This window comes from Aeromicrobium sp. Root236 (assembly GCF_001428805.1).
In the GTDB taxonomy this organism is placed as follows: Bacteria; Actinomycetota; Actinomycetes; order Propionibacteriales; family Nocardioidaceae; genus Aeromicrobium.
Window position 1 is genome coordinate 2,772,529 of the sequence record NZ_LMIS01000001.1, and the last position, 25,521, is coordinate 2,798,049.

The following is a 25,521-nucleotide window of genomic DNA, read 5'->3' on the forward strand; positions in this document are numbered from 1 at the left end:
TTGTGGAACTGGGTTCAGGAGGCCGGCGCGTCGGTCAGCAGTGCCTCGAGCAGGCGTACGGCGCCGGCCTTGTCGAGCGGTTCGTTGCCGTTGCCGCACTTGGGAGAGTAGACGCAGGACGGGCAGCCGCCCGCGCACTCGCACGCCACGATCGCGTCGCGGGTGACCCGCAACCACCGCGCCGCGAGCTCGTAGCCGCGCTCCGCGAAGCCCGCTCCGCCGGGATAGCCGTCGTAGACGAACACGGTCATGGTCCCGGTGTCGGCGTGCAGTGCCGTCGAGACGCCGCCGATGTCCCAGCGGTCGCACGTCGCGAGCAGTGGCAGCAGACCGATCGCCGCGTGCTCGGCGGCATGCGCGGCGCCGGGCACGTCGCCGCTCTCGAACGTCGCCGCGACGGCATCCGGCTCGAGCGTCCACCACACGGCCTTGGTCTGGAGCGTACGAGCGGGCAGGTCGAGCAGCTCCTCGCCGAGGATGCCGCCGCCGGTGGTGCTGCGCTTCATGTAGGACACGACCTGGTTGACGACGTCGACGGAGCCGAACGACATCGCCGCCTTGCCCCAGGGCGTCGTGCGCTCGGTCTCGGTCACGGTGATCTCGGTGACCGATCGCGCCATCGTCGAGTAGTCCGGGTCGTCGCGATGCACGACCGCGACGCCGTGCTCGACGTCGTAGTCGTCGACGATGTGCACGTCGCCCTGGTGGACGTAGACCGCACCCTCGTGGACGGCTGAGTCGGCGGAGCCGGCGTCGACCGTGCCGATCAGGCGGCCCGTCACGGCGTCGACGATCTGCACCGGAGCGCCGCCGCTCGACCGGATGTCCGCGAGGTCGCTGGCGCGTTCGCGCTTGGTCCAGAACCAGCCGGCCGGGCGCTTGCGCAGCCAGCCCGCCGCCTCGAGCGCCTGCACGCCCTCGGCCGTACGCGGGCCGAACAGCTCGAAGTCGTCCTCGGTCAACGGGAGCTCCTGCGCGGCCGCGGCCAGGTGCGGGCCCAGGACGTACGGGTTGTCGGGGTCGAACACCGACGCCTCGACCGGTGCGCCGAGCAGCGCCTCCGGGTGGTGGACGAGGAACGTGTCGAGCGGATCGTCCCTGGCGACGAGGATGCCGATCGAGTCGCGACCCGACCGGCCGGCGCGCCCGAACTGCTGCTGGAGAGCCGCGCGGGTGCCGGGGAAGCCGACGCTGATGACGGCGTCGAGCCCCGCGACGTCGATGCCGAGCTCGAGGGCGTTGGTGCTGGCGAGCCCCAGCAGGTCGCCGCTGCGCAGTCGTTGCTCGAGCTCGCGGCGCTCCTCGGGCAGGTAGCCACCTCGGTACGTCGCCACTCGCGCGGCCAGCTCGGGGTCGACCTCGGCGAGCCGGCGTTGCGCGGTGGCGGCGACGGACTCGGCGCCGCGCCGCGAACGTACGAAGGCCAGGGTGCGGACCTTGCCGATCACCAGGTCGGTGAGCAGCTCCCCGGCTTCGGTCGTGGCCGCCCGGCGTACGACGCCCTCGGTGGCGTCGCCGCTGATCGGGTCGCGGCCGGGCAGGAGCGGCGGCTCCCAGAGGGCGATCGTACGAGCGGCGTGCGGCGAGGCGTCATCCGTGACCGGTACGACCTCGAGCCCCGTGAGCCGGCCGGCGAACACCTCGGGCTCGGCGACGGTGGCCGACGACAGGACGAACGTGGGCTCGGCGCCGTAGTAGGCACAGACCCGGCGCAGGCGTCGCAGGACGTGAGCCACGTGGGCGCCGAACACGCCGCGGTAGTGGTGGCACTCGTCGACGACGACGTGGCTCAGCCCGCCGAGCACCCGTGCCCAGCGGGCGTGCGCGGGGAGGATCGAGTGGTGCAACGTGTCGGGGTTGGTCAGCAGGTAGTTGGCGTGGTCGCGGGCCCAGACCCGCTCCTCGCGCGAGTTGTCCCCGTCGACGGTGGCCGGCCGCGCGAACTCGCGCGCACCCGACAGCCGCCGCAGCTGGTCGGCGGCGAGCGCCTTGGTCGGCGCCAGGTAGAGCACGGTCGGCAACCGGTTGCCCCGCAGGGCGCTGCCGCTGCGGCCCTCCGCGAGCCCGGTCAGGCCCGGAGCCTGGAAGGCAAGGGACTTGCCCGACGCGGTGCCGGTGGCGATGACGACGTGGCGCCCCTCGTGCACGTGGTGCAGCGCCTCGGCCTGGTGCCCCCACAACGCGGTGATGCCCTCGGCCTCGTACATCGCGCGTACGGCGGGGTCGACCCACTCCGGCCACGGCTCGACGACCGCCTCGCGCTCGGGCACGCGCTCGACGTGGGTCACCCGCTCGCCGTAGCGCAGCACGAGGTCAGCGGGGTCCACCTCGTGATTCTCCCAGACGTGTCCGCACCGTCTCGCCCATCGGCGGTGCCCCCCGGATCGTGATTGAATGCAGGCGGAGAGAGGAGTGGACATGGAGCTGTCGACGACGTCACGCACCGAGGGCGATTTCGAGATCATCGAGGTCGGCGGCGAGATCGATGTCTACACCGCCCCCAAGCTCCGCGAGGCGATCGTGGCCGCCGTCGATGCGGGCCACACGCGCCTCATCATCGACGTCCAGAAGGTCGACTTCCTCGACTCCACGGGCCTCGGCGTCCTCGTCGGTGCGCTCAAGCGCGTACGGGCCGATGGCGGTTCGCTCGACATCGTGTGCACCCAGGAGCGCATCCTCAAGATCTTCGAGATCACGGGCCTGGACAAGGTCTTCGGCCTGCACACCTCGATCGACGAGGCGCGTACGACCCAAGCACTGTGATCCCGGTCGCACCGGATCACAGGCCCTCCATGTAACCTGCGTCACGCGGTCCGGTTCTCCGGACCCGTTCCACGTCTTGCCTTACATCTGGAGGACATTTACATGGCAAACGCGACATTCGTTGCCGCAGTAGGCGGCGACCTCGACTTCTCCGACAAGGACTCGTACTTCTTGTACGCAGTCGTCGGCGTCGGGGTCCTGGCGCTCATCATGGCGGGCGTGTTCCGCTCCCAGGTGCTCAAGGCGTCTGAAGGCACCGAGAAGATGCAGGAGATCGGTCAGGCCGTCCAGGAGGGCGCTGCCGCCTACCTCAACCGGCAGTTCAAGACCCTCGCCGTCTTCGCCCTGGTCGCCCTCGTGATGCTGTTCGCGCTCGACGCGGCGGTCCTCGGGTGGGACAACGACTGGAAGGTCAAGATCGGCCGCTACGTCGCGCTGCTGCTGGGCGCCGGGTTCTCCGCCACGATCGGCTATCTCGGCATGTGGCTCGCGACGCGCGCCAACATCCGGGTCGCCGCGGCCGCCCAGAACGAGGGCCGCGAAGCTGCCATGCGCATCGCGTTCCGCACCGGCGGCACGGTCGGCATGCTGACGGTCGGTCTCGGTCTGGTCGGTGCCGGTGGCATCGTCCTCATCTACACCAGCGACGCGCCGGTCGTGCTCGAGGGCTTCGGCTTCGGCGCGGCCCTCCTCGCGATGTTCATGCGAGTCGGCGGCGGCATCTTCACCAAGGCCGCTGACGTCGGCGCCGACCTCGTCGGCAAGGTCGAGCAGAACATCCCCGAGGACGACCCGCGCAACGCCGCGACGATCGCGGACAACGTCGGCGACAACGTCGGCGACTGCGCCGGCATGGCCGCCGACCTCTTCGAGTCGTACGCGGTGACGCTCGTCGCCGCCCTGATCCTCGGTGCCGTCGCGTTCGGTGAGGTCGGGCTGGTCTTCCCGCTCGTGATCCCCGCGATCGGCGCCCTGACCGCCGTGCTCGGCGTGTTCATCACCCGCCCGCGGGTCGGTGAGGGTGGGCTCACGACGATCAACCGCTCGTTCTACCTGACGGCACTCATCTCGGCCGCCGCATCCGTCGGCGCCGCCTTCTGGCTGTTGCCGAGCAAGTTCACCGACCTGAAGGGCATCGACACGTCGCAGATCATCACGACGCTGGGTCAGGCCAACCAGGCGTCGGAGCCCGGCTTCGACCACAACCCGCGCTTGATCGCGATCGCGGCGGTGCTGATCGGCATCGTCCTCGCCGCTGTCATCCTGGCCCTGACCGGCTACTTCACCGGCACGGAGACGCGTCCGGTCAAGGACGTCGGCAAGACCTCGCTGACCGGCGCGGCCACCGTGATCCTGTCGGGACTGTCGGTGGGCTTCGAGTCGGCGGTCTACACCGCGATCGTCATCGCGGGTGCAGTGTTCGGTGCGTTCCTCCTGGGCAGCGGCTCGATCACCGTCGCGCTGTTCGCCGTCGCGCTCGCCGGTTGCGGTCTGCTGACGACCGTCGGCGTCATCGTCGCCATGGACACGTTCGGCCCCGTCAGCGACAACGCCCAGGGCATCGCCGAGATGTCGGGCGACGTCGACGAGGAGGGCGCGCAGATCCTCACCGAGCTCGACGCGGTCGGCAACACGACCAAGGCCATCACGAAGGGCATCGCGATCGCCACGGCTGTGCTGGCCGCGACCGCGCTGTTCGGGTCGCTGAGCAGCTCGATCTCCACCTCGATCCAGGGCGCCAAGGTCGGCCAGGGTGAGGCGAAGGATCTGTTGCTCAGCGAGTTCGACTCCCTGCAGGGCAAGATCAACGTGGGCGATCCGAGCATCCTGGTCGGTCTGATCCTCGGTGCCGCGGTCGTGTTCCTGTTCTCTGGGCTCGCGATCAACGCTGTGGGTCGCGCGGCCGGCGCCGTGGTCTACGAGGTCCGCCGCCAGTTCCGCGAGATCCCGGGCATCATGGAGGGCACGGGCCGTCCTGAGTACGGCAAGGTCGTCGACATCTGCACGCGTGACTCGCTGCGCGAGCTGGCGACGCCCGGCATCCTCGCGATCTTCGCGCCGATCGCCGTCGGCTTCGGCCTCGGCATCGGCCCGCTGGGTGGCTACCTCGCCGGCGCGATCGCGACCGGTGTGCTCATGGCGGTGTTCCTCGCCAACTCCGGTGGTGCGTGGGACAACGCCAAGAAGCTCGTCGAGGACGGCAACCACGGCGGCAAGGGATCGCCGGCCCACGAGGCGACGATCATCGGTGACACGGTCGGTGACCCGTTCAAGGACACCGCCGGTCCGGCGATCAACCCGCTGCTCAAGGTGATGAACCTCGTGGCGCTGCTCGCCACGCCGTTGATCATCAAGTACTCGTACGGCGAGGACGCCAACGACTGGATGCGTTACTCGATCGCCGGCGTCTCGGTGGTCATCATCGCGGTCGCGGTCTACATCTCCAAGCGTCGCCCGATCGCACTCGACACGGGCATCGTCGACGAGATCGCTCCGGCGGCCACTCCGGTCGCCTAGTCGCACCACCACGAACGGCGCAGACCTCCGGGTCTGCGCCGTTCGTGCGTTCCGGCACGTCTGACAGGGTGGGCGGATGATCGAAGGTGCCTACGTCCAGGATCTCCGCACGGCGTTGGCGAGGGCCGACTTCACCGTCGACGCGGTGTTCGCGCTGCTCGGCGAGGATGCCCATCGCGCGCTCGGACGCAACCAGACGGTGCCGGCCCGGCGAGCCACGGCGGGCGGGGGCGACCTCGCCACGCTCGTACGGCTCTTCGCCCTGCAGGTCGCCGTCGACCGGAGCCGCGCGGACGCCGCACTGCCGGGGCTCGTCGAGCCGCTCGTGGCCGCCGGGATGCTCGAGGCCTCAGGCGGCGAGGTGCGAGCGCTGGTCGACGTACGACCGTACGGCGACGAGGACCACGACTGGTGGATCGTGTGCGACCCGACGCCCGGCCTCGACGTGCGGCAGGCGCCCATGAGCCCCGAGTACGTCCTCGGCATCAGCGAGGCGTCGTCGTCGTTGGCGCAGCTGACGATCCGTGAGTCCGTCGGCCGGGCGCTCGACCTCGGCACCGGCTGTGGCGTGCAGGCGCTCCACCTCGCCCAGCACTCCCGCGAGGTCGTGGCCACGGACGTCAACCCGCGGGCGCTGGCGATGGCCCGGCTCACTGCTGAGCTCAACCAGCTCGACATCGACGTCCGCGACGGCAGCCTGTTCGACCCGGTTGCGGGGGAGACCTTCGACCTGATCGCGACGAACCCGCCGTTCGTCATCTCCCCGCCCGGCAGCGAGGTGCTGGTCTATCGCGACTCGGGCATGCCCGGCGACAGCGTCGTGCGGCACCTCGTCGAGAACGCCGCGGCTCATCTCAACGAGGGCGGCTGGTGCCAGATCCTCGCCAACTGGGCGCACCGCACCGACACGGCGTGGCAGGACGGGCTCGAGGAGTGGTTCGCCGGTCAGCCGCTCGACGCGTGGGTCGTGCAGCGCGAGCTCGTCGACCCCTCGGAGTACGTCGAGATGTGGCTCGCCGACGCCGGTCTCGCCTCGGCACCCGACTACGTACGCCGCTACGACGCGTGGCTCGACTGGTTCGCCGAGGTCGGCATCGAGGCCGTCGGCTTCGGCTGGCTGAGCATGCGCAAGACGTCGGCGACACCCGTGCACCGCCTCGAGGAGTGGACCGGCGAGGTCGCACCGCCCGTCGGACCGGCCGTCGCAGCATGGGGCCGGCGCACGGACACGCTGCGCGGGCTCGACGACGAGGCGCTGCTCGACCATGCGTACCGGCACGCCCCCGACCTCGTCGAGGAGACCCGCGGGCCGGCGGGCGCCGAGCACCCGGAGTCGATCGTGCTGCGGCTCCAGCAGGGCGTACGCCGTGCGCGCCAGGTCGACACCGTCGAGGCCGGGCTGGTCAGCGCCAGCGAGGGTGACCTGTCGGCCGGCCAGATCCTCGACGCGCTCGCCTCGCTGCTGGACCGCGATGCTGCGGACCTCAGACGTACGTATGCCGGTTCGGTCCGCGAGCTCGTCGCCGACGGCTTCCTCGAGTGAGGCTCGGCATGCGTGCTCGCGTCGCCCGCGAGATGCTCGAGGCATGACGTCAGCCTCCTCTCACGGTGTCATCGACCTGCCCGGGTACGACCTCGCGGCCACGGTGCTCGACAGCTGGGACGCCTTCATCGAGCTCGTCGAACGGGCTGACCTGACGGCACGGACACGCCTGCCCGGCTGGACCGTCCGCGAGGTCGTCGTGCACCTCGGGACGTGGGTCGGGCGCTCGGCGCTGAACCAGGTGCTGCAGACGGTCGGGACCGACGCTGCCCGGCAGCCGCTCGACGCGGACGGCTTCAACGCCGAGCTGGTGAAGGCTCGCGCAGGGGCGAGTGACGACGACGTACGCGCCGCGCTCCGGCAGTCCCGCGATGACGTGGCGGCGTTGCTGGCATCAGGGCTCGCCCAGGAGCGGGGCCGGGAGCTGGTGGCGAGCGTCACCGGTCCGCTGCCGCTGCTGACGGTCGTGCACGCCGAGTCGTACGAGCTGGCGATCCACGCCCTCGACATCGCCGACGCCGCGGACGTGGACTGCCCGGAGGTGCTCCTGCGGCACGGCATCGCGGCCCTGGCCGACTCGACCGGAGCACTCGCGGCGCGCGCCGGAGCCGACGCGACGATCGGGATCATCGCGGACGAGGCGGCGTGGAGCTTCACGTCGTACGAGGCTGGTGGTTGGACCACGACTCCCGTCACCGGCAAGCCACACGGGCCCCGCATCGCGGGCCGCGCCAAGGACCTGCTGGAGGCCGCGGCCGGGCGGGCTGAGCCGGTGCGCCTGCTCGCGACGCGGCGCCTCAAGATCTCGCACCCGGCGGGACTGACGACGCTCGCGCCGATCCTCGACGAGGTGCCGGGACTTCCCGGCGGCAAGGGGCTCGCGCTCGCCGCCAAGAGCCTCGGCGGCCTCACCTCGCTGTTCCGCCGCTAGCCCTTCGCTCGCAAGCTCGCTCCCGGTCGGCCGCGGCCGGCCTGCCTAGGAACCGCTGAGCGACAGCTGCAGATAGGCCAGGTCGAGCCAGCGATCGAACTTGAAGCCGACCTCGGGCAGCAGCGCCACCTGGCGGAACCCGAACCGCTCGTGCAGGGCGATCGACCCGGTGTTGGTGGCCTCGATGCCGGCGACGATGGCATGCACGTCACCGGCACGGGCCCGGTCGATCAGCTCCGGCATCAGGGCGTTCGCGACTCCGCGGCGACGGTGGTCCGGATGGACGTAGACCGAGTTCTCGACCGTGAATCGGTAGCCGGTCTTGGGCCGCCACGGCCCGTACGTCGCGAAGCCCGCGACACTGCCGTCGCGCTCCGCGACCAGCACCGGGAGCCCGGCGGATCGCCGGCCGTCGAACCAGGCACGCCGGTCGTCGAGGCCGACCTCGGTCTCGTCCCAGATCGCCGTGGTCGTGCGGATCGCGTCGTTGTGGATCTCGAGGATCGCGGGGAGGTCGTCGTGCACGGCGTCGCGGATGATCATCGAGTCTCCCCTATAGTGGCGATATGTCCACCATAGTAGACGACATCAGCGCACGGATCGGCAAGCGGGTGGCGCTCGAGCGAGAGCAGCGCGGCTGGTCGCTCAGCGAGCTGGCCGAGCGCTCCGGGGTGTCGCGGGCCATGATCCACAAGGTCGAACGTGGTGAGAGCAGCCCGACCGCGACGCTGCTCGGCAAGCTCTCCGGCGCGTTCGGCCTCACGGTCTCCACCTTGATCGCACGCGGGGAGCCCCGTGGCACCCGGGTGCTGGCGCGTGACGACCAGGAGCTGTGGGTGGATCCCGACACCGGCTATCGCCGGCGGCAGGTCATCACGACACCGGCCGGCGACATCACCGAGATCGTGATGCCGCCCGGCAAGGAGGTCGCGGTGCCGGCCGAGTCGTACGACTTCGGGATGCACGTCGTGTGGGTCGTCGAGGGCGTCCTGACGTTCGTCGTGGGTGAGACGACCTACGAGCTCGCGGCGGGGGACCGGCTGCGGATGGGCGATCCGGCACCGGTGGTCTACCGCAACGCGTCACCCGACGACGTGCGCTACGTCGTGACGGTGTTCTCGTCGTCGACCGACACGTAGTTGCTCGGCCGGAACGCCGGGATCAGCTGACCGCTCCAGCACCCGAGGGCGATGACCGTGGCGACCAGGCCACCGACCACGAAGCCACCCCAGGCGCCGACCTCGTCGATCGCGGCACCGATGACGGGTGAGCTGGCCGCGCCGCCGATCGTGAACGCCGTGCCCTGCCAGCCCATCGCCTCGCCGCGGCGCTCCTCGGGCACGAGCTTGGCGATCCACTCGGCGGCAGCCGTCATGGTCGGCGCGCAGAGGAACCCGGTGGGGATGACCCACAGCGACAGCGACCACACCTGCTCGCCGAGCCCGACGGGGATCGTCGTGAGGCCGAGGGCCAGCAGTAGATAGGTCGGCCGGATCGAGCGGTTGAGCGACCCGTAGATCAGACCGCCCAACAGGGAGGACAAGCCCCACAACCCGTAGGTGAAGCCGATCGCGCCGACCTTGTCGAGCTCGCGGAGCTCCGCGATGATGCCGAGGTCGGTGCCGACCAGGGTCGCCATCGTGCCGCCCGAGATGAGGAAGAGGAACACGACGGGCACCGACAGGATCGACGCCCCGGTCGACTCGGCGGGAGCCGCGTCGTCATCCTGCGAGGCCGAGCGGGTCGGCGGGTTGAGCCGCAGGAAGATCAGGCCCGCGAGGACCTCGCACGCGCCGACGGCGTAGAGCGCTGCGTCGCCGCCGGCCTGGGTCACGAGGAGCACCCCGGCGGCGGGGCCGATGATGAAGCTCGCCTCGGAGATGACCGAGTCGGCGGAGAACGCCGTGCGGCGCTGGCGCTCCTCGACCATGACGCTCAGCGAGAGCCGCACGATCGAGAACACGGGGATGAGGAACAGCCCCATGAACAGCGCGATCGGGATCAGCCACACGTACGAGGCGAACGTGGCCAGGGGATAGAGGAGTCCGACCGCGACGATCGAGGGCAGGATCGCGCGACGCATGCCGAGCCGGTCGATCAGGCGACCGCGCCACGGCGACCCGATCGCCGCACCGAGGGTCGTGGCGGCGGCGACGACGCCGGCCTGCGCGTAGGTGCCGTCGAGGTCGCCGACGACGTAGAGCGTGAAGACCAGGGGTGCAGCCATCATCGGGATGCGTGCGAAGAAGGCCGCGATGAACAGCGTTCGGACGGACTTGTCCGCCCACAGCTGCGCATATCCGGAGAAGGCCACAGGAAAGTATTTCACCCGGCACGGACACCTCAGGACCGACTGTCACCGATCGACGCGCCGTACGCGCTCACAGATGCGGATGCATGAAGTCTTGACGACACACGCTACGGTGTGCTGCGTCTGACCAATCAGGAGTTCACCAGTGACCAGTCTCGTCATCGTCGAGTCGCCCAACAAGGTCCGCAGCATCGCGGGCTACCTCGGCGACGGCTATGTCGTGGACTCCTCCGTCGGCCACATCCGCGACCTGCCACGCGGCGCTGACGAGGTGCCGGCGGCCTTCAAGGGCGAGACCTGGGCCCGCCTCGGCGTCAACATCGACAGCGAGTTCGAGCCGATCTACGTCGTCTCGGCCGACAAGAAGTCGCAGATGACCAAGCTCAAGAAGCTCCTCAAGGACGCCGACGAGCTCGTCCTGGCGACGGATGAGGACCGTGAGGGCGAGGCCATCGCGTGGCACCTGCTCGACGAGCTCAAGCCCAAGGTCCCGGTCAAGCGCATCGTCTTCAACGAGATCACCAGGGACGCGATCCAGTACGCCATCGCCAACCCCCGCGACGTCGACATGGACCTCGTCGACGCCCAGGAGACCCGCCGCATCCTCGACCGCCTCTACGGCTACGAGGTCAGCCCGGTGCTCTGGAAGAAGGTCATGAGCGGGCTGTCGGCCGGACGTGTGCAGTCCGTCGCGACGCGCCTCGTGGTCGAGCGTGAGCGTGAGCGCATGGCGTTCCACGTCGCGTCCTACTGGGACCTCGAGGCGACGTTCGACGCCGGCGAGGGCTTCGACCCGCGTCAGTTCCCCGCCAAGCTGTTCAGCGTCGACGGCAAGCGCATCGCGTCGGGCAACAACTTCGACAACGCCGGACAGCTGACGTCCGACAAGGTCGCGCACCTCGACGAGCAGCAGGCCGGGGCGCTGGCCGACGCGCTCGCGGAGCAGCCGTTCACCGTGCGTTCGGTCGAGTCCAAGCCCTACACGCGCCGCCCCTACGCGCCGTTCCGCACCACGACGATGCAGCAGGAGGCGTCGCGCAAGTTCGGCTTCGGCGCCGCCCGCACGATGCAGGTCGCCCAGCGGCTCTACGAGGGCGGCCACATCACCTATATGCGTACCGACTCGACGACCCTGTCGCAGACCGCGCTCAACGCGGCCCGCGCCCAGGTCACCGAGCTCTACGGCGCCGCCTACCTGCCCGCCTCGCCGCGCGTCTACGCCAGCAAGGTCAAGAACGCGCAGGAGGCCCACGAGGCGATCCGTCCCGCGGGCGAGCGGTTCAAGACCCCGCAGCAGACCGGCCTGGGCGGCGACGAGCTCCGGCTCTACGAGCTGATCTGGAAGCGCACGATCGCCTCGCAGATGAACGACGCCAAGGGCGACTCGGTGTCCATCCGCATCGGTGCGACCGCGACGACCGGTGAGGACGTCGTGTTCGGCGCCTCGGGCCGCACGATCACGTTCTACGGATTCCTCAAGGCGTACGTCGAGTCGCACGACGACTCCGACGCCGAGGGCGACGACCAGCAGACCAAGCTGCCCAACCTGTCGGAGGGGCAGACCGTCACCGCCGCCGAGCTCGGCAAGGCCGGCCACGAGACCAAGCCGCCGTCGCGCTACACCGAGGCCAGCCTGATCAGCGAGCTCGAGACCCGCGAGATCGGCCGCCCGTCGACGTACGCCTCGATCGTCGGCACGATCCAGAACCGCGGCTACGTCTACAAGAAGGGCACCGCGCTGGTCCCGGCGTGGATCGCGTTCTCGGTGATCCGGCTGATGGAGCAGCACTTCCCGCGGCTCATCGACTACAACTTCACCGCCGAGCTCGAGGACGTCCTCGACGAGGTCGCCAAGGGTCGCGAGGAGCGGCTCAACGTGCTGACGAGCTTCTGGACCGGCACCGGCGAGGGCGACACGGGGCTCAAGCGCCTTGTCGAGAACCTGCCCGACATCGACGCGCGGGGCCTTGCGACCTTCCCGCTCGGCGAGGACATCGACTTGCGGGTCGGCCGCTACGGCCCGTACGTCGAGGGGCCGCCGTTCACCGAGGACGCCGAGGGCAAGAAGGTGCCGACCCGCGCCAACGTGCCGGACGACCTGCCGCCCGACGAGCTGACGCTCGACCGCGCCAAGGAGCTCCTCGCGAGCCCCTCGGGCGTCGAGAAGGAGCTCGGCAAGCACCCCGAGACCGGCCTGATGATCACCGCCAAGAGCGGTCGCTACGGTCCCTACGTCACCGAGGCGCTGCCCGAGGACGCCAAGAAGGCCGACAAGCCGCGGACGGCGAGCCTGTTCGCGAGCATGGACCTCGACACGATCACGCTCGAGCAGGCCGTCGAGCTGCTCAAGCTGCCGCGCGTCGTCTACGTCGAGGAGGACGGCACCGAGGTCACGGCGCAGAACGGCCGCTACGGTCCCTACCTCAAGAAGGGCACCGACTCCCGGTCGCTCGAGCGCGAGGACCAGCTGCTCACGATCACCGAGGACGAGGTGCGCGCGATCTACGCGCAGCCCAAGACGTACGGGCGGCGGGCTGCCGCGGCGCCGCTCAAGGAGCTCGGCAACGACCCGGTCAGCGGCTCGCCGGTCGTGGCCAAGGACGGCCGCTTCGGCATGTACGTCACCGACGGCGAGTACAACGCGACCCTGCGCAAGGACGACTCGCTCGAGACGCTGACGCCGGAGCGCGCCTTCGAGCTGCTCGCCGAGCGCCGTGCCAAGGGCCCGGCCAAGAAGGGCGGCAAGAAGACCGCCAAGAAGGCCACGAAGAAGACCGCCAAGAAGTCGCCGGCCAAGAAGACCGCCAAGAAGTCGGTCGCCAAGAAGGCCTGACGACCTGCCACAATCGTGGCCATGTTGCGCCCCATCGTCAGGCCTCTGTCACCGCGGGACCCGCACGAGGCGCACCGCGTCGCGTCGCCGCTCGAGCTGTTCACGGACCTCTGCTACGTCGTCGCGGTCGCGCAGGCCGCGCTGTCGCTGCACCACGAGATCACCGCCGACCACGCCGGCCACGGTCTCGTGTGGTTCGCCGTCTCGTTCTTCGCGATCTTCTGGGCCTGGCTCAACTTCGTCTGGTTCAACTCCGCGTACGACCCTGACGACACCGTCAACCGCATCTTGACACTGCTGCAGGTGTTCGGGTCGCTGGTGCTGGCGGCCGGCGTGCCCCGGATCTTCCACGAGGACTTCACGCTCGGCGTCGTCGGCTACGTCATCATGCGGGTCGGCCTGGTGCTGATGTGGCTGCGCGCCGCCTCGGGCCACCCGGAGCGGCGGACGACGGCGCTCCGCTATGCGTACGGGCTGATCCTCGTCCAGGTCGGCTGGGTCGTCGCGTTGCTGGTGACCTCCGGGCACATCCCGATCTGGCTCTTCCTCGTCATGGTGGCCCTCGACTTCGGGGTCCCGTTCTACGCCGAGCTCGCCGGCACGACGCCGTGGCACCCGCACCACATCGCCGAGCGCTATGGACTGTTCTTCATCATCGTGCTCGGCGAGACGATCCTCTCGGTGACGATCGCCCTGCAGGTCGCGTTCGACAAGGCGCACCCGCCCGCCGAGCTATGGCTGGTCGTGGCCGGCGGGGTGCTGAGCACGTTCAGCGGCTGGTGGCTCTACTTCGCTCGCGACAACGCCGACATCCTCACGGACAACTCGGTCGGGTACGTCTGGGGGTTCGGCCACTACGTCATCTTCGGCACGGCCGCCGCTCTCGGCGCCGGGCTGGCGGCGCGCGTCGACTTCTACTCCGACGACCATTCGAAGGTCTCCGACCTGGTCAGCAGCGCCTTCGTCACCGGGTCCGGCGCGGCGTTCCTCGTGGCGCTCTGGACCGTCAGCATCCGGCTGCACGACGCATCCATACGCACCGCCGGGCCGTTCGCCGCCGGCGCCCTCGCGATGATCGCCGTGACGTTCGTGCCGTACTCCGAGCTCTGGGCCGGGCTGATCGCCGTCACGGTGCTCGTCACCGAGATCCGGCTGACGACCAACCGTGACGAGAGTGTCGGCGCCGAGTCCTAGGTTGGGCGCATGACCGATGTGTCGCTCGACATCGTCGAACGCCTCCGTGCGATCTGTCTCGCGCTGCCCGACGCCTACGAGGAGACCGCGTGGACCGGCCTGCGCTGGTGCGTGCGACGCAAGACGTTCGCCCATGCGTTGGTCATCGACGACGGGCGGCCTGAGGCATACGCGCGCTTCATCGCCGACCAGGGTCCCGTCACGGTCGTCACGTTCCGCGCCCCGGGCGACGAGCTGGAGGCGTTCCGCCAGGCCGGCCCGCCGTTCTTCGTCGCTCGGTGGGGCCGCGACGTCGTCGGGCTCGAGCTGAGGGACGACACCGACTGGGACGAGCTCGCCGAGATGCTGACCGACAGCTTCTGCGTCATGGCTCCGCAGAAGCTCGTGGCTCGCGTCGAGCGCCCCGCCTAGCTGGGCTGTGCGACCGCTGTCCGGCTACGGTGTACCGATGGTCGACGTCCAGCGTGTGTCCCAGCTCGTACGCGATCCCAGGGAAGGTGCTCGCGTCGTCGCCCGCAGACTGCGCACCCCGCCGTGTCTCGTGTGCGGCTCCCGGCGTTCGCGCACCCAGGTCGTCGACCGCAAGAAGCGGTCCTACGAGATCCGCATCTGCCAGCGCTGCCAGTACGTCTCCAACTTCACCAACACCGTCGACTACACGGCGTTCGAGTCGGTCGAGAGCTTCCGCCTCTCGCCCCGCGTCGGCACGGCAGAGCACCAGGGCCGCGAGTTCCACATGGCCGCGATGGGCGTCGACATCCTGCAACGGCAGGGCCTCAAGGTCATGGTGTTCGGTGCCGGCCGCAGCCTCGACTACCAGCACATCGCCAAGCTCCCGGCGGTGGACCGGGTCGTCATGAGCGATGTCGTCGACCTCGGCGTCGATGCCGACTTCCTCAACATCACCGAAGGCACGTCCGAGCGGTTCGACCTGATCATCGCGTGCGAGGTCGTCGAGCACTTCACGGATCCGCGCTCGGAGTTCCCGCGGCTGTTCAAGCTGCTCACCCGCAACGGTCTGCTGGTCTGCTCGACCAATATCTACGACGGTCGCAATGTGGCCAACCATCGCTACCTCTACTCGCGCGGCCACACGTCCTACTACAGCCCTAAGGCGATCGGCGTGATCGCCCGCCGGAGCCGCATGCGGTTCGACTTCCGGGTGCCGGCGATCGCGACGGGATCGGCCGGGCTCCGCAAGCGCTATGTCCTCTTCACTCGCTCGCGAAGCAACATGGACCGCATCGTCCAGTACTTCGGCCGTCACGCCTACGCGCCCTCGGAGGACGTCGGGGCCACTGAGTAGGCTCGCCCCATGGATCCGCTCTTCACCGAAACCGGGGTGTTCCTCGCTCTGGAGGGTGGGGAGGGTGCCGGCAAGTCGACGCAGGCCGTCATGCTCGTCGAGTGGCTCGAGAGCCTCGGCCACGGCGTCCTGCTGACTCGTGAGCCCGGCGCCACCGAGGTCGGCAAGATCCTGCGCCACATCGTGCTCGACAACGACACCGGCGAGCTGTCGCCACGCACCGAGGTCCTGCTCTATGCCGCCGACAAGGCCGAGCACGTCGACCAGGTCGTCCTCCCCGCGCTCGCCGAGGGCACGATCGTGCTGACCGACCGCTACGTCGACTCGCTGCTGGCCTACCAGGGCGCCGGCCGCCACCTCGACTCCGCCGAGGTCGAGCACGTCGCGCGCTGGGCGACGTCGTCGCTGCGGCCGCACCTCACGATCGTGCTCGACATCGATCCGGCCATCGGGCATCTCCGTTTCGAGGGTGCCGATCGCATCGAGTCCGAGCCGCTCGAGTTCCACCAACGCGTACGCCAGCACTTCCTCGACCTGGCTGCCGCCGATCCGCAGCACTACCTCGTGGTCGGTGGCGGTGGCACGCCCGCAGAGATCCACGCCGAGATCCGCGCGGCCGTCGAGCCGTGGCTGGGGCAGGCGACGGCATGACCGTGTGGTCGGACCTGGTCGGGCAGGAACCAGTCGTGGAGACCCTGCAGGCAGCGGTCGCCTCGGCCGGCGGTGACGGCCGTTCGATGACGCATGCCTGGCTCTTCACCGGTCCTCCCGGCTCGGGTCGCTCCAATGCCGCCCGGGCGTTCGCCGCTGGTCTGCAGTGTGAGCTCGGCGGTTGCGGCGAGTGCCACTCGTGCGCGACCGCACGCGCCGGCAGCCACCCCGACATCACCCTGATCTCGACCGACGGCCTCTCGATCGGCGTCAAGGACATCCGCCAGTACGTACGCTCGTCCGCGCTGCGGCCCGCGCTCGGACGCTGGCAGATCCTCATCATCGAGGACGCCGACCGGCTCACCGACGAGGCGGCCAACGCGCTGCTCAAGGCCATCGAGGAGCCGTCGCGCCAGACCGTGTGGATGCTGTGCGCGCCTGCGGTCGACGACGTGTCGGTCACCATCCGGTCGCGGGCCCGCAGCGTGCTGCTCAGGACTCCGTCGACCGAGGCCATCACCGGCCTCCTGGTCACCCGTGACGGGGTCGAGCCGGAGCTGGCGCACGCGGTCGCCGCCGCATCCCAGGGACACATCGGCCGCGCTCGCGGCCTGGCCCGCGATGCCGGCGCACGCGAGCGTCGCCGGGCGATCCTGTCGATCCCCGTCTCCCTGCACGACCTCGGTGACTGCCTCCGCGCCGCGCACCAGGTCAATGAGGAGGCGACGGCGCGGGCCAAGGACTACTGCGACCCCGCCGACGAGCGTGAGCTCGACGACCTCCGGACGACGTGGGGCGTCGAGGAGCGAGGCCGGCGTCCCCCCGGCTACGCCGGCGCCCTCTCGACACTGCAGAAGGACCAGGACCGGCGGCGCAAGCGCATGGCCCGCGACTCGATCGACGGCGTGCTGCTCGACCTGCTGTCCTTCTGCCGCGACGTCCTCGCCGTGCAGTGCGCGACCGGCGTCGACCTCGTCAACGCCGACGTCGCCGACGACATCCACGACCTGGCCCGGGTGTGGACGCCTGAGTCGACGATCCACACGATCGATGCCATCGTCGAGTGTCGCAACGCCTTGACGGCCAACGCCGCACCACTGCTCGCTCTCGAACGCATGATGATGGGACTTCGCCGGTGACTCGCTCCAGGACATTCATCGTGGTCACGGTCGTGGCCGTCATCGCTCTGATCGCCGGCGTCGTGCTCGTCGCAGTGGCGCTGACCCGCGACAACGACGACGGCGACGACTGGACGGCGCCCAAGCCGACCGCGTCCGCATCAGCCCCGTCCGGGCTCGCGAAGTTCTACAACCAGAAGGTCTCCTGGTCCGGGTGCGGCGACTCCACGAGGTGCGCCTGGATCAAGGTGCCTATCGACTACGCCAAGCCCGACGGAGCGACGACCCGGCTGCGCGCCGTCGTCCATCCCGCCACCTCCGGCAAGGCCAAGCGCAGCATCCTGGTCAACCCCGGCGGACCGGGCGGGTCGGCCGTCGACTTCGCCAAGACCATGGAGTCCAGCTTCGGCGACGACGTCCGCAGGATGTACGACATCGTCGGCGTCGACCCCCGCGGCGTCGCCGAGAGCTCGCCGCTCAAGTGCCTGCCCGACAAGGCGTTCGACGCGTTCACCGAGACCGATCCCGACCCCGACGATCCCGCGGAGATCACCGCGCTGCGCCAGAGCATCAAGGACCTCGGCGAGGCCTGCGAGAAGAACTCCGGCGAGCTCGCGGCGCACGTCTCCACCGTCGAGGTCGCCAAGGACATGGACGTCGTACGCGCGCTGCTCGGCCGGCCCAAGCTCGACTGGTTCGGCGCCTCCTACGGCACCGAGCTCGGCGCGGTCTACGCCCAGCTGTTCCCGACCAAGGTCGGCCGCATGGTGCTCGACGGCGCCGTCGATCCTGCGCTGGGGCCCGTCGACTCGAGCCTCGGCCAGACCACCGGCTTCCAGCGGGCCCTCGACGCGTACGCCAAGGACTGCGTCAAGCAGTCCAAGTGCCCGCTCGGCTCCGACGCGCAGGCGGGACTCGGCAAGATCGCCGACCTCATGAAGCAGCTCGACGGCAAGCCGATGTCGGCCCTGCCCGGCCGCCCGCTGACCGAGGGCCAGGCGTTCTACGGCATCGCCGTCACGCTCTACGACCGGACCACGTGGACCTACCTCACCCAGGCGCTCGAGGCGGCGTTCAAGGGCGACGGCAGCATCCTCCTGCGGCTGTCCGACGTCTACTTCAACCGCGAGCAGGACGGCTCCTACGGTGGCAACCTCGGCCAGGTCATCTATGCCGTCAACTGCCTCGACGCGCCCGATCGGCTGACCGTGCAGCAGACCGAGGCCGCGCTCCCGCGCTTCGAGCAGGTCTCGCCGGTCTTCGGCCGGGCGCTAGGTTGGGGTGCGCTCGGCTGCGCCGACTGGCCGATCAAGGTGACCAACCCGCTGCCCAAGATCGAGGCCAAGGGTGCTCCGCCGATCCTCGTGCTGGGCACGACCCGCGATCCGGCGACGCCCTACGAGTGGGCCGAGTCGCTCGCCAAGCAGCTGTCGTCCGGCGTGCTGGTCACCCGCGAGGGCGACGGCCACACCGCCTACACGTCCGGCAACAAGTGCATCACCCGAGCGGTCGACGCCTTCTTCACCAAGGGCACCGTGCCCCAGAAGGGCCTGACCTGCAAGGAGAGCTAGCGGCTGCCGAGGATCGAGCCCAGGATCGATCCGAGGTCCGGCGACTGGGCCTTCGCCTCGGTGCTCGCGTTCTGGACCTCTTTCTGCACGACGTCGGGGTCGGCTTTGCCGCCACTCGTGAGCCGTTTGGCGAGGTAGGCCATGACGATCGGCGCGACGATCTTGAGGACCTTCTCGACGTCGACGCCTGACGCGCCGGCCTTGTTGCCGATGGCTTCCGAGACGTCCGGGGCGGCACCTCCGAGGACCTTCTCCAGGATCCCGCTGCCCAGCACCCCGTTGATCAGCGAGCCCATGTCGCCGAGTGGGTTGGCGTCAGCATGCTGGCCGAGCGCGTTCGCTAGCGAGGCTGCGCCCTCGCCGCTTTGCACGTTCTTCTCCATGCCGCCGAGCAGCGCCGGAAGGCTGTCGCGGATGATGCCCTGGAGCTTGTCGGGCTCGACGCCGACCTGCTGGGCGATGTCGTTGAGGGTGTTGGAGTCGATGTCGGCCAGGATGTCGTCTGCGAGAGCCATGACCGCACCCTAGACCCGCCGTTCGGCCGGAGGCTAGGGCTGCCGGACGGCTTCGTGGTGATGAATCACTTCGTCGATGATGAAGTTGAGGAACTTCTCCGCGAAGGCCGGATCGAGGTCCGCCTCGATCGCCAGTGCTCGCAACCGGGTGATCTGGCGCGCCTCGCGCTCGGGATCCGCAGGCGGCAGGTCGTGCTCGGCCTTGAGCTTGCCGACGCGCTTGGTGTACTTGAAGCGCTCGGCCAGGACATGGATGAGGGCAGCATCGATGTTGTCGATGCTCGCCCGGATCTCCTCGAGCTCGGCCTGCGTGGTGTCGGTCACGAGTGCGATTCTACGGGGGAGAGGCCGATGTGATGTCGCAGCGATCACCCGGTAGACTCAGTGATCGGTTCGGCGGGCGATCCCCGGCGAACCTCGGCCGCTTTAGCTCAGTCGGTAGAGCGTTTCACTCGTAATGAAAAGGTCGTCAGTTCGATTCTGACAAGCGGCTCAACGAATTATTGATGTTCCCCCGCAGGCCGCGCGCCCCCGGCGCGCCCCCACTGGTTCAACCGGTTCAATCCCGTCTCGTCGGCGCTTGTCCCGAGGTAGTGAAGATATCGCTGTGTAGTCGTCAGATCCGCGTGTCCCATCCATGCCTGGACAGTCGTGGGGGAGACCCCGGCCTCGAGCCACAGGCATGCGGCGGTGTGCCGCAGGTCGTGGAGTCGCCGGCCTCGTCCCGTCTCCGCCCAATGCGTCGAGTTCTTGAACGCGGTGGCATAGAGGCGAGCACCGTTCTCGGTGGTCACCAGCAGATCGTTCGGTCCCTTGCCAGCGGTCATCGACTTCACCAGTGGCAGGACGGCGTCGACGAGGGGGACGTGACGAGTGCGCCCCGACTTCGGCCGCTTTGTGCCAATGCCCTCCGGCTGAGCGCGGCGGATCACCAGCCGAGGTACGGGGACCTCGACGAAGTCGGCGACGCGCACCTCGCGCAGTTCCGACCACCGCAGGCCGGTCCACCCGGCGAGCCAGACCGCATCGGCCAAGGCTGGATTCAGAACGGCGATCTCGTCGCGAACGGCCTCCAGCTCTTGGCGCGAGAACGGCATCATCTCCGCCGCCGGAGTCAGCTGCGCTGGCACTCGGGTGCGCGACACCGGGTTGACCGTGACCATCCGTTCATGGATGCAGGACGCGAAGAACGCCATCAGCGTCGCTCGGTATCGCTTGACCGTGGACTCGGCATAGCGCCGGGACCAGTCGTTGATGCACCGCTGGACCTCGCGGTCGGTCACTCGGTTGACGTGAAGATTGGCCACGCCGGGCGGCAGGGCCTTGAGAACTGATCGATCCGCCTTCGTCGTCTTGATCGCGACGGTGCCCTCGCGATCCACCAGCCACGTTGCGAACGCCTTCCTCACCAAGACCTTGCCAGCCCGAGGATCGACACCACCGGCCAGTGACGCGCGTTCACGCGACAGCCAAGCTTCGGCCTCCCGCTTGGTGTCGAACGTCCGGCCGGCGACGTACTCGCGCCCAGACTTGAGCTCAGCACGCCACCGGCCAGATCGATCCTGTCGGATTCCCATCAGGACGCTCGTGATTCAACGTAGGCGAGCAAGTCGTCCTCGCGATAGCGAGGCGCGTGGTCGGTGACCCACACGCATCGCGGTCCCGTGCCGTTCTGCCTCATCCGGCACAACGTCGATGTCGCGACGCCGAGGATCTTCGAAACCTCGGTGGGCGACAGCAGTTTGAGTTCTGTCATGGCGATCGTTCCTTTCTCCCACTGTCGGTGAGTTCTACGACCTGCTCGACCCTCCAGTCTCGAGCGGTCGCGGTGGGAACGAACCTGCTCGATCACGATCTGTGGAGTACCCGTTGCATGCCTGCGCCCTGTGGAATAGCGCTAACACCACAAGGCCGCGTTCCTCGGGTCCAGTGGCCAGGGAACGTTCAACTTTCGGGGGGACGTTCCGGGGGGAACGTTCCCCCCGGCCCGTCGCGCCGTTTGATCGATCAGGACTCCGACGAGGGTCGATGTCGCAGGGTTAGGACCGCAGGTGTCGTTGCGAATCAGATAACCGGGATGTTATAGACCAAGCAATCGCGGCGAAAATGACCCAGGCTGGCGGCCATCGGGCTCTGGGATGAACGGTCTAGCACCTGTCAGCAGATAGTCAGGAGCGTATGAAGAATTCGGAAATTCATACGCGCAAACGTATGTGAAAGCCGAATCTTCATGTACTCTAATGCATGGAAAACTACCTTTTTCATACGTTGTAACGCATCTGGGAGTGTCTCGCATGGTGACTGATCGATTTCGAACTCAGGCTCGTGCCCGCGCGACCCTTGACGAAAGATTCGAGGCGTGGCGCCAGCTCCCGGCGAAGGGCGCAAGGCCACACGGTGGCTGGGTGCGTGCGATCCGTGAGGCGCTCGGGATGCGCGCGGAGGACCTGGCTAACCGCATGGGTGTCTCTCAGCCGACTCTTACCAGGCTCGAGAGCAATGAACGAAGGGGCAGCGTCCGACTCGACACACTGCAGCGGGCCGCTGATGCGTTGGAGTGTGACGTGGTTTACGCGCTAGTGCCTCGACGGTCACTGGGAGAGATGGTCAACGAACAGGCGCGCACCCGTGCTCTTGAGCGAATGGGTCGGGTTGCTCACACGATGGCTCTTGAGGACCAGGCGCTCAACAACGAGCAGCTTGAAAAGCGAGTCAGGGACCTCGCAAGCATGTACCTGACGATGCCAGGGCTATGGAGCGTTCACGCCGACGCCCACTCAACCTCCGCTGAACGAACGAGGGCTGGAACAGGAGCATGAGCATCATGCTGCTCATCCTCGTGTTCATCATCATCCTGTTCACGACCCGACCGAGATGCACGCCGTCGTTGTCGGCGAGCTCCGATACTTAGCGGTTCAGTGGTGATCATGGACCTGGGCGAGGAGCCACCCGGCGCGACCCCGCTCGAGGAAGAGGAGCTTGCGGGCCTAAAACAGTCGTGGGTCACCACTCGGGGCGACCTAAACGAAGCTGAAGCGGACAACATTCTGTCCGGGCAGAGCAAGTGGACCAAGCGGCGGAACAAACTCGATCAGCTACTCGACGACAAAACTGTCCGTGACCTTCACAAGGACCTCTTCGGCCAGGTTTGGAGTTGGGCCGGCACCTACCGGCGCACCGAAAAGTCCATTGGCATCGACCCGATCTATATCAGCGTCGAAGTCCGGAACTTGGTCGAGGACGCCAAATACTGGTTCGCCGATGAATCAGACTCGACCCTCGATGCGGCAGCCGTCAGGTTCCACCACAGGCTCGTCGCCATCCACCCGTTCGCGAACGGTAACGGACGCCATTCCCGGTTCATGACCGACCTCATCCTGAGAGAACGTGGAGCTTCCGAGTTCACTTGGGGAAGCGGCCACCGTAACGCTCTAAGCACCGAAACTGAGGTGCGGGCCGCGTACCTAACGGCGTTGCGCGCAGGCGATAGAGGCGAATACGAGCTGCTGCTCTCCTTTGTGCGTTCCTGACGCTAGGCCAATAGCGCGTCCCTATTCAGAGCGCTGTGCGGCTGCGCCCAAGCGGGCGGGCTGCTCCGCTTCAGACGCCGGGCTGCTGACGTCTGTCGAACGGCGTGTATATGGCGTCCATGAGTCCGTTGCGTATGGCGTTGTAGGTCGACTCCCATTTGGGATCAGACTGCAGAACTCGTTCGCGGCCGAGACGCGCCAACTCGTAGACCACACGACGGCATCCCGCAGGTGACGCCAAGGTGCGGTCGACGCAGGTGCTGAGAGGATGCTCCCGAGTCTCCACGCGGTCGACCACTTCGATGGCGATAGCGCCTCGAGCGGCCGCGCGGCGTTCCTCGTACGCGGCTCTCCGGCATGCCTGCGAGCACCAGATTGGCGGTCTCCCGGTCGCCTTTCGCTCCACATCTCTACCGCACCGAGGACACGTTCCCCCCGCAACTTTTTGTCCATTCTCTCGGCGCGTTTCGCGCTCGCTGTCTGTATCCATGATCCCTAAGGCCTTTCGTACGGACGCAAGGGGACACCGAGAATGGGCCTCTATGTAAAGAGGCGTGCTCGAACTATCGTGCTGACTGGTGGGTGCGGCCCGATCGCTTCAGCGAAGAGCAGGGTTGAGGCTGGGAGCCCTGTCACGCAGCTTGCCTCTGGGCATTCAGTCGTGCCTCGTTTGCGTCGGCCGCATCCACCACCAAGTCGGCGACCGTCTCGAGGTCGCGTCGCATGGTTTTGAAGACTTGGTCGGACAGTCGTCGTTTGAGGCAACGGACGGCCTCGCGGCTGGTCTTGCCGGCGGCTCGTTTGCGGTCGTAGTAGGCCCGGCCCTCGGTGTCGGCTCGGATCTGGGTGATCGCGATCGTGTAGAGGGCGCGGTTGAGTTGCCGGTTCCCGCCGCGGTTCAATCGGTGCCGCACCGTTCGTCCCGACGATGCTGGCAGGGAGCGGTGCCGTTCGCTGAGGCGAAGGTGTTGCGGTTGGGGTAGCGGCGGACATCGACGACTTCGGCCAGGAACCTGGCGGCGACCAGCGGCCCGACCCCGTAGAGGTCAGTGAGAGTGGATCCGGACGCTTCGACCAGGGCGGTGATCTGCTTGGTGATGTCGAGGATCTCGGCGTCGATTTGCTGGACGCGCTGCAGCCGGCGGACGCAGAGAATGGCCCGGACCGAGTCATCTTCGTCCAACAGCGCCAGGGCTGCGTTGACCTGCCACTTGAGCCCGAGGGCGGGGATCTTGGCTTGGAATCCGGGCCGCAGGCCGAGCAGGTCGGCGTGGACGCGGTTGGTGGTGGCWGTGCGTTCGGTGACCAGCTGGTCGCGGTAGGCCATCAGCGCGCGCAGGTCAGCGGCCGGGCCGACGGTGAGACGGACCGGTGGCAGGTTGTGCTCGCGGGCGGTGATCCGGGCGATCGCAACCGCGTCGACCGGGTCGGTCTTGCCCTTGCCCGGTTGCGTGCCGCGCTCACGCGCTGTCATTCGCGTGGGGACCTCGACAACGGTCAGCTTCGGGCTGGCGATGGCCAGGTGGATCGCGATAGCGCGTCCGTAACTCCCGGACCCTTCGATGCCAACACGAACCACGTCGTGATGCTCGAGCAGGTGCTCAAGTCGGGCGAAACCGCTGTTGGTGTTGGGCACTTCATCAACGACTCTGGGCCGTCCGCCGTCGTCGATGATCGCCAGCGCGAGGGTGTCTTTGTGGGTGTCGATTCCTGCGAACAACGATGTTCCTCCATCTCGGGAATGGTCCGCTGAGGACGGAGTNGCCCTTGCCCGGTTGCGTGCCGCGCTCACGCGCTGTCATTCGCGTGGGGACCTCGACAACGGTCAGCTTCGGGCTGGCGATGGCCAGGTGGATCGCGATCGCGCGGCCGTAGCTTCCGGACCCTTCGATGCCAACACGAACCACGTCGTGATGGGCGAGCAGGTGCTCAAGTCGGGCGAAGCCGCTGTTGGTGTTGGGCACTTCATCAACGACTCTGGGCCGTCCGCAGTCGTCGATGATCGCCAGCGCGAGGGTGTCTTTGTGGGTGTCGATTCCTGCGAACAACGATGTTCCTCCATCTCGGGAATGGTCCGCTGAGGACGGAGTGCGCAGGCATTTCTCGGGACGTTCCAAGCCTCTATTGAGCGTCACCCCCGACCACTGTCCGCCGCCGGGAGGCAACCATTCTGAGAGCCACACCAGCCCGGTGGGCAGCAAGAGGTGGGGCCTTCCCGACGACGTCGCGGGCCCGCACAGATACGTACGGACGAAACGACCCTCCCAGAAATGCAAGAGGTGTGTGGATGTTGGTTCGGTGTCTGGGCGCAGAGCAGCGCAGCTCGCGAATCGCATCGACACAGGTCTTCAACGGCAGGTCGAGAAGTGATCGCGGTCAAGTTGAAAGCGTTGATGTGGCGTCCTTATGTTGGGGTGTAGGCGGCGGAGTTCGGCTTCGAAGGCCTTGCGTCCGCTTTCGTCGCCGGCGAGGCGGGCGGTGGAGACCACGCCGATGTGGGTCAGAGCGCTGCGAACTTCCTCGTGGCCCTGCGCAAGCACGACATCCCCGTGCGGGTCTGGTTCTACGGCAACGGCACTCACCCCGGCTCGACCCACGAAGAGAGACGCAAGTACGACTACGACGACCTTGTCCGGTTGCTCCCTCAAGCGATGCACGCCATGAGGCCCAGCCGGCGTTGAGCGTGTCCGAAACCGCGGACCGCGCTAACCCTGATCTCGACCAAGGAGCGGCCGCCG

The 25,521-nt window shown here is 68.2% G+C and carries 21 protein-coding genes, 1 tRNA gene and 2 pseudogenes; 15 read left to right on the forward strand and 9 right to left on the reverse strand.

The genetic code is table 11. The features are described from left to right. Window positions 1-14 precede the first annotated feature (14 nt). Entirely contained in the window at window positions 15-2,327 is a 2,313-nt protein-coding gene (locus ASE12_RS13970; protein WP_056401778.1) for a DEAD/DEAH box helicase, read from the reverse strand. A gap of 91 nt (window positions 2,328-2,418) precedes the next feature. On the opposite strand from ASE12_RS13970, the gene ASE12_RS13975 reads away from it, so the two are divergent. The 4 genes from ASE12_RS13975 to ASE12_RS13990 all read left to right on the forward strand — a co-directional run bounded on the left by ASE12_RS13975 (window position 2,419) and on the right by ASE12_RS13990 (window position 7,754). Further along, window positions 2,419-2,763 carry an STAS domain-containing protein gene (locus tag ASE12_RS13975; RefSeq protein ID WP_056401781.1) on the forward strand — a complete coding sequence of 115 codons (345 nt, stop codon included), beginning with the start codon at window positions 2,419-2,421 and terminating at the stop codon, window positions 2,761-2,763. Window positions 2,764-2,865: 102 nt separating this feature from the next. Then, on the forward strand, window positions 2,866-5,280 hold the full coding sequence (locus ASE12_RS13980) for a sodium-translocating pyrophosphatase (RefSeq protein ID WP_056401784.1): 2,415 nt from the start codon (window positions 2,866-2,868) through the stop codon (window positions 5,278-5,280). 76 nt (window positions 5,281-5,356) lie between these two features. Continuing rightward, window positions 5,357-6,823 (forward strand): class I SAM-dependent methyltransferase, encoded by a 1,467-nt coding sequence (locus ASE12_RS13985; protein ID WP_056401787.1) that lies wholly within the window; start codon window positions 5,357-5,359, stop codon window positions 6,821-6,823. Window positions 6,824-6,866: 43 nt separating this feature from the next. Beyond that, the gene (locus ASE12_RS13990) at window positions 6,867-7,754 is read left to right on the forward strand and encodes a maleylpyruvate isomerase family mycothiol-dependent enzyme (protein WP_056401790.1); all 888 of its coding nucleotides are present in this window, start codon (window positions 6,867-6,869) and stop codon (window positions 7,752-7,754) included. A gap of 45 nt (window positions 7,755-7,799) precedes the next feature. Here the strand turns inward: ASE12_RS13990 and ASE12_RS13995 are convergent, their stop codons facing one another. After that, a complete protein-coding gene (locus tag ASE12_RS13995) occupies window positions 7,800-8,297 on the reverse strand; it encodes a GNAT family N-acetyltransferase (RefSeq protein WP_056401792.1) in 498 nt (165 codons plus the stop codon). A 23-nt stretch (window positions 8,298-8,320) separates the two neighbouring features. Here ASE12_RS13995 and ASE12_RS14000 point away from each other — a divergent pair, with 23 nt between their 5' ends. Beyond that, window positions 8,321-8,893: an XRE family transcriptional regulator gene (locus ASE12_RS14000; protein WP_056401796.1), complete on the forward strand. Its 573-nt coding sequence runs from the start codon at window positions 8,321-8,323 to the stop codon at window positions 8,891-8,893. Here ASE12_RS14000 and ASE12_RS14005 read toward each other — a convergent pair. Next, window positions 8,854-10,083, reverse strand: coding sequence for an MFS transporter (locus ASE12_RS14005; RefSeq protein ID WP_157412934.1), 1,230 nt, complete (start codon window positions 10,081-10,083; stop codon window positions 8,854-8,856). The two genes, ASE12_RS14000 and ASE12_RS14005, sit on opposite strands and share 40 nt — an antisense overlap. A 127-nt stretch (window positions 10,084-10,210) precedes the next feature. On the opposite strand from ASE12_RS14005, the gene topA reads away from it, so the two are divergent. Genes topA through ASE12_RS14040 form a run of 7 tightly spaced genes read left to right on the forward strand, consistent with a single transcriptional unit; the run spans window position 10,211 to window position 18,738 of the window. Then, complete coding sequence (gene topA / locus ASE12_RS14010) at window positions 10,211-12,898, forward strand: type I DNA topoisomerase (protein ID WP_056401803.1); 2,688 nt, start codon at window positions 10,211-10,213, stop codon at window positions 12,896-12,898. A gap of 21 nt (window positions 12,899-12,919) precedes the next feature. Beyond that, the gene (locus tag ASE12_RS14015) at window positions 12,920-14,092 is read left to right on the forward strand and encodes a low temperature requirement protein A (protein ID WP_056401806.1); all 1,173 of its coding nucleotides are present in this window, start codon (window positions 12,920-12,922) and stop codon (window positions 14,090-14,092) included. 9 nt (window positions 14,093-14,101) lie between these two features. After that, a complete protein-coding gene (locus ASE12_RS14020) occupies window positions 14,102-14,503 on the forward strand; it encodes an MmcQ/YjbR family DNA-binding protein (RefSeq protein WP_056401809.1) in 402 nt (133 codons plus the stop codon). A gap of 37 nt (window positions 14,504-14,540) precedes the next feature. Next, window positions 14,541-15,398, forward strand: a complete 858-nt coding sequence (locus ASE12_RS14025; RefSeq protein ID WP_157412936.1) for a methyltransferase domain-containing protein — start codon at window positions 14,541-14,543, stop codon at window positions 15,396-15,398. Between the two features lie 9 nt (window positions 15,399-15,407). Next, window positions 15,408-16,049, forward strand: coding sequence for a dTMP kinase (tmk, locus tag ASE12_RS14030; RefSeq protein WP_056401815.1), 642 nt, complete (start codon window positions 15,408-15,410; stop codon window positions 16,047-16,049). Further along, window positions 16,046-17,188 (forward strand): DNA polymerase III subunit delta', encoded by a 1,143-nt coding sequence (locus ASE12_RS14035; protein ID WP_056404852.1) that lies wholly within the window; start codon window positions 16,046-16,048, stop codon window positions 17,186-17,188. The genes tmk and ASE12_RS14035 overlap by 4 nt, the downstream gene beginning before the upstream one ends. Beyond that, window positions 17,185-18,738 (forward strand): alpha/beta hydrolase, encoded by a 1,554-nt coding sequence (locus tag ASE12_RS14040; protein WP_162255494.1) that lies wholly within the window; start codon window positions 17,185-17,187, stop codon window positions 18,736-18,738. The genes ASE12_RS14035 and ASE12_RS14040 overlap by 4 nt, the downstream gene beginning before the upstream one ends. Here ASE12_RS14040 and ASE12_RS14045 read toward each other — a convergent pair. After that, window positions 18,735-19,253: a DUF937 domain-containing protein gene (locus tag ASE12_RS14045; protein ID WP_056401821.1), complete on the reverse strand. Its 519-nt coding sequence runs from the start codon at window positions 19,251-19,253 to the stop codon at window positions 18,735-18,737. The two genes, ASE12_RS14040 and ASE12_RS14045, sit on opposite strands and share 4 nt — an antisense overlap. 33 nt (window positions 19,254-19,286) lie before the next feature. Continuing rightward, window positions 19,287-19,577, reverse strand: coding sequence for a chorismate mutase (locus ASE12_RS14050; protein WP_082582276.1), 291 nt, complete (start codon window positions 19,575-19,577; stop codon window positions 19,287-19,289). 96 nt (window positions 19,578-19,673) lie between these two features. On the opposite strand from ASE12_RS14050, the gene ASE12_RS14055 reads away from it, so the two are divergent. Next, window positions 19,674-19,746: transfer RNA gene (locus ASE12_RS14055), tRNA-Thr, on the forward strand. Between the two features lie 7 nt (window positions 19,747-19,753). On the opposite strand, the gene ASE12_RS14060 is transcribed toward ASE12_RS14055, so the two are convergent. Both ASE12_RS14060 and ASE12_RS20780 read right to left on the reverse strand, forming a co-directional pair. After that, complete coding sequence (locus ASE12_RS14060; protein WP_056401825.1) at window positions 19,754-20,830, reverse strand: tyrosine-type recombinase/integrase; 1,077 nt, start codon at window positions 20,828-20,830, stop codon at window positions 19,754-19,756. Further along, window positions 20,830-21,009, reverse strand: a complete 180-nt coding sequence (locus ASE12_RS20780; RefSeq protein WP_056210020.1) for an AlpA family transcriptional regulator — start codon at window positions 21,007-21,009, stop codon at window positions 20,830-20,832. The genes ASE12_RS14060 and ASE12_RS20780 overlap by 1 nt, the downstream gene beginning before the upstream one ends. A gap of 538 nt (window positions 21,010-21,547) precedes the next feature. On the opposite strand from ASE12_RS20780, the gene ASE12_RS20785 reads away from it, so the two are divergent. Both ASE12_RS20785 and ASE12_RS14070 read left to right on the forward strand, forming a co-directional pair. Continuing rightward, the gene (locus ASE12_RS20785; protein ID WP_200955027.1) at window positions 21,548-22,072 is read left to right on the forward strand and encodes a mobile mystery protein A; all 525 of its coding nucleotides are present in this window, start codon (window positions 21,548-21,550) and stop codon (window positions 22,070-22,072) included. Window positions 22,073-22,180: 108 nt separating this feature from the next. Next, a complete protein-coding gene (locus ASE12_RS14070) occupies window positions 22,181-22,783 on the forward strand; it encodes a mobile mystery protein B (protein ID WP_056404855.1) in 603 nt (200 codons plus the stop codon). Window positions 22,784-23,415: 632 nt separating this feature from the next. On the opposite strand, the pseudogene ASE12_RS14080 reads toward ASE12_RS14070, so the two are convergent. Both ASE12_RS14080 and ASE12_RS20790 read right to left on the reverse strand, forming a co-directional pair. Next, window positions 23,416-24,503: pseudogene (locus ASE12_RS14080) on the reverse strand (IS110 family transposase). Window positions 24,504-24,546: 43 nt separating this feature from the next. Further along, window positions 24,547-25,119 (reverse strand): annotated as a pseudogene (locus tag ASE12_RS20790) (transposase); the annotation flags it as partial. Window positions 25,120-25,521 lie beyond the last annotated feature (402 nt).